The sequence below is a fragment of the Microbacterium sp. Bi128 genome (assembly GCF_918698205.1).
The window spans coordinates 1-2,539 of record NZ_CAKKMM010000729.1 but is presented as its reverse complement, the minus strand read 5'-3'; the positions used below and the strand labels follow the sequence as shown (position 1 = coordinate 2,539).

Sequence of the window (2,539 nt, the reverse complement as noted above, 5' to 3'; positions counted from 1 at the left end):
GTGTAGGTGGGTGCGGTGGCCCCGGTGATCGGCTGGCCGTCCCGCTCCCACTGATAGAGGAGGGAAATCGGCTCACCGTCGGCGTACCAGCCGCCGCTGCCCTCCACACTGAGAGTATCGCCGACCGTGGAGCCGCCAGAAAGCCACATTTCATCTGTGGGCTCGATATACCCGCGGGTAACGACCGTGGACGTGTTTGACTTCGATACGCTGCCTTGGCTTGGGCCGCCGCCGGTCACCTTGAGGGTAACCACTTTGCCCAGGTCGGCAGTCCTGATCTTGTAGCTGTCGGTGGTGGCTCCCTCGATGTCCACCCCATCGGCTTGCCACTGCAACGCCACAACGTCGGTGGACCAGGTGCCCAAATCGTCGACGTCCAACGAGAATCCGACCCTCGTCCAACCCGACACAGATGGAGCCTCGCCGGTAATGATGATGGCTGGCCGGGCCGTATACGCTGCGGTGTTGGTTGCACTGACCTTCGGGGACGGCAGGGTAGTCTCCACCCCATCCTTGAGCCCAGGGGCGGACCCAGTCACGCGCAGCGTTAGGGACCGGCCGTCGTCGGGCGCCGTGATCTCGTAAGTTTCGCCCTGGGCGCCGGGGATGTTGACCCCGTCGCGCAGCCACTGATACTTCAGCGTTTGCGCCCGTTCCCATTCGCCGGGATACGACGTGAGTGTCTGTCCTGCCTTGAGGATGCCAGTGAAGGTCGGGCGCTCCAACGCCCGGACCATGGTGCGGCCCGTGGCACCCTCGCCGAAGTCCCGGCACCTATGCCCGGTTGCGGAGTCCCAGCAGGCGACGGCCGCCTGGGCCGGGCCGGCGAAGCCGATAGTGGACAAGATAATAGCGGCGCCGACGGCTGAAGCCGCACGCGACAGAGTGCTTTTCAAATTTTCCCCCAAAATAGTGCCCTTCGCGTGACCGGGAAGGGACAAAGGGAAATGCTACAAGAAGGATGGCGCTCTATCGATGAATCAAGACCGACTTATGACGGATATTTCCGGGCAAGCAAAAGAGCCCGTCCGGGCTGCCATGTGTGGCAGACCGGACGGACTCTCCTGGCGCTGTGCGGTGCGTGGCCCCTTGGGACTAGACGCCGTAGTAGAGCTCGAACTCGTACGGGTTCGGGCGCAGCGAAAGCGGACGGATCTCGTTCTCGTACTTGTACTCGATCCAGGTGTCGATCAGGTCCTGGGTGAAGACGCCGCCGGCCTGCAGGAACTCGTTGTCCTCGGCCAGTGCATCCAGGGCCTCCTCGAGGGTGCCCGGAGCCTTGGGGATGTCCTTGGCTTCTTCGGCCGGGAGCTCGTAGAGGTCCTTGTCGATCGGAGCCGGGGGTTCGATCCGGTTACGGATGCCGTCGATGCCGGCCATCAGCTGGGCAGCGAACGCCAGGTACGGGTTGGAGGAGGGGTCCGGCGCGCGGAACTCGATGCGCTTGGCCTTCGGATTGGGCCCCGTGATCGGGATACGGATACCGGCGGAGCGGTTGCCCTGCGAGTAAACCATGTTGACCGGGGCTTCGAAACCCTTGACCAGGCGGCGGTAGGAGTTCACCGTCGGGTTGGTGAAGGCCAGGACAGCGGAGGAGTGCTTCAGCAGGCCACCGATGTACCAGCGGGCGGTGTCGGACAGGCCGGCGTAGCCCTTCTCGTCGTAGAACAGCGGCTCGCCGCCGGTCCACAGCGACTGGTGGCAGTGCATGCCCGAGCCGTTGTCACCGAAGACAGGCTTCGGCATGAAGGTCACGGACTTGCCCCAGGCATCGGCGGTGTTCTTGATGACGTACTTGAACTTCTGCAGGTCATCAGCCGCGTGGGTCAGGGTGGTGAACTTGTAGTTGATTTCAGCCTGTCCGGCGGAGCCGACTTCGTGGTGGCTGCGCTCGACCTCAAGGCCGGCCTCGTCCAGGGCAACGCACATGGCGTCGCGCAGGTCGGCCTGCTTGTCGGTGGGGGAGACCGGGAAGTATCCGCCCTTGACCGGGGTCTTGTAGCCGAGGTTTCCGCCCTCTTCCTCACGGCCCGAGTTCCAGTGTGCTTCCTCGGAGTCGATCTTGTAGAAGCTGCCCTGCGGGGAGGACTGGTACTGGACGTTGTCGAAGACGAAGAACTCGGCCTCGGGAGCGAAGAAAGCGGTGTCGGCAATGCCGGTCGAAGCCAGGTAGGCCTCCGCCTTCTCGGCCACGCCGCGGGGATCGCGGTGGTACGGGTCACCGGTACGCGGGTTCACGATCGAGAAGTTCAGTGCAAGGGTCTTCTCCAGGCGGAACGTGTCGATGAACGCCGTCGTGACGTCCGGGATGAGCTGCATGTCAGACTCGGCGATGCCCTGGAAGCCGCGGATCGAAGATCCGTCGAAAAGCTGGCCGTTGACGAAGAAGTCGGCGTCAACGCTCTTGGCAGGCACGTTGAAGTGCTGCTGAACGCCCGGGAGATCGGTGAAGCGGATATCGACGAATTTGATGTCTTCGTCCTTGATGAACTTGAGGACTTCGTCCGCAGTCTTGAACATCTATGCTCCTTACGCATAT

1 protein-coding gene and 1 pseudogene are annotated in these 2,539 nt (G+C 63.0%); both read right to left on the bottom strand.

Features of this window, described 5'->3' with window-relative positions; translation table 11 throughout:
- Positions 1-941 (bottom strand): annotated as a pseudogene (locus LQV45_RS25470) (hypothetical protein); the annotation flags it as partial.
- Positions 942-1,095: 154 nt separating this feature from the next.
- Entirely contained in the window at positions 1,096-2,520 is a 1,425-nt protein-coding gene (gene glnA / locus LQV45_RS25465; RefSeq protein ID WP_230009417.1) for a type I glutamate--ammonia ligase, read from the bottom strand.
- Positions 2,521-2,539: the final 19 nt, after the last annotated feature.